A 1,468-nucleotide genomic window follows, 5' to 3' on the forward strand; every position below is an offset into this window, starting at 1 on the left:
AAGGATGATGCGGCGGGTCTGCAGATCTCCAACCGTCTGACCTCCCAGGTAAACGGCCTGGACCAGGGCAACCGCAACGCCAACGATGGCATCTCTCTGGCGCAGACCGCTGAAGGGGCCATGGACGAAGTGACAGGCATGTTGCAACGTATGCGTACTCTGGCACAACAATCTGCCAACGGCTCCAACTCCGCCAAGGATCGCGAAGCTCTGCAGAAGGAAGTGGATCAGCTGGGCTCCGAGATCAACCGCATCTCCACCGATACCACCTTCGCTGGCACCAAGCTGCTGGATGGAAACTACAATGGCAGCTTCCAGGTAGGGGCGGATGCCAACCAGACCATCAGCTTCAGCCTTTCTCAAGCTGGGGGTTTTAGCATTTCCGGTATTTCTGCTGCAGCGAACACTACTGTGACGGCAGCGAGCGGTGGCACTCTTGCCGTGAGCACCATCTTCTTGAGTGGTAGTGCGGGTGGCATCAGTATCAGTACTCAGACTAATGCGCAAAACGTACTGGCCGCCGTCGATTCCATGTTGGGTATCGTGGACAGCAAGCGTGCCGAGCTGGGTGCGGTGCAGAACCGGCTGGATTCGACCATTCGCAACCAGTCCAATATCTCGGAAAACGTCTCTGCCGCTCGCTCCCGTATCCGTGATGCAGACTTCGCCACCGAAACCGCCAACATGACCAAGCAGAACATCCTGCAACAGGCGGCTTCCAGCATCCTGGCTCAGGCCAACCAGCGCCCGCAGTCTGCTCTGTCGCTTCTGGGCTGATGACCCTTGACAGGGCGACTGTCCATGCCACCTAGGTCTAAAAAGGAAGCATTTTATGCTTCCTTTTTTATTTTGCCCCTGTCTTTCTGCTTGCGATAGGCAGTTGTGGCGTTTGCCACAGCTCAAGTGATGATCATCGGTAAGGTAGTCTGCACGATGATATTCTCCTGGACCGATACCTCGCGATAGTCCCGGTCCGTCTTGCCTCATGATGACTCACAACCAGCCACGACTAACCCGCAGCATCGAATGTGACGTTATCTTTCCACTCCGTTCATGGTTGTCTGATTGCCAGACTCACCACGGCAATATTCTCTCCGGCTATTTCTGCATCAAGGGAGGAGGTACTTTGCCACCTGGGTCGCCAAAAGCGGCAAGTATTTTCCTAAAGCTTCTGGCAGGGCTGCCGTTACAGATGATGAAGCAAATTGAAGGGTGTTCGGAAATCCAACATTTGCGCGACTGCGGGTTCGACGTCCGTTCAAACAGAGGGCCCGCCAGATGAGACAGACCGTTCAATCTGTCCATCTGAACGGTGGGATTCTGACTCGCTTGATGCAAGCAGGACCCGCAGTTTCTTGTTCATCAGGAGAAATCTTTTATGGCCATGTTTATCAACACCAACACTTCATCACTGAACGCCCAGCGTAACTTGATGAACACCACCAAGTCGTTGGATACCTCTTACACC

At 54.2% G+C, this 1,468-nt stretch carries 1 protein-coding gene and 1 pseudogene; both read left to right on the forward strand.

Going from position 1 to position 1,468, the window contains the following annotated elements:
- A partial coding sequence (locus AB5Y47_RS00810) for a flagellin (RefSeq protein WP_368219612.1) occupies positions 1-777 on the forward strand: 777 nt, incomplete at its 5' end.
- A 601-nt stretch (positions 778-1,378) separates the two neighbouring features.
- Positions 1,379-1,468: pseudogene (locus tag AB5Y47_RS00815) on the forward strand (flagellin); the annotation flags it as partial.

It is taken from the genome of Aeromonas sp. R7-2 (assembly GCF_040908105.1).
GTDB classification, from domain to species: domain Bacteria; phylum Pseudomonadota; class Gammaproteobacteria; order Enterobacterales; family Aeromonadaceae; genus Aeromonas; species Aeromonas caviae.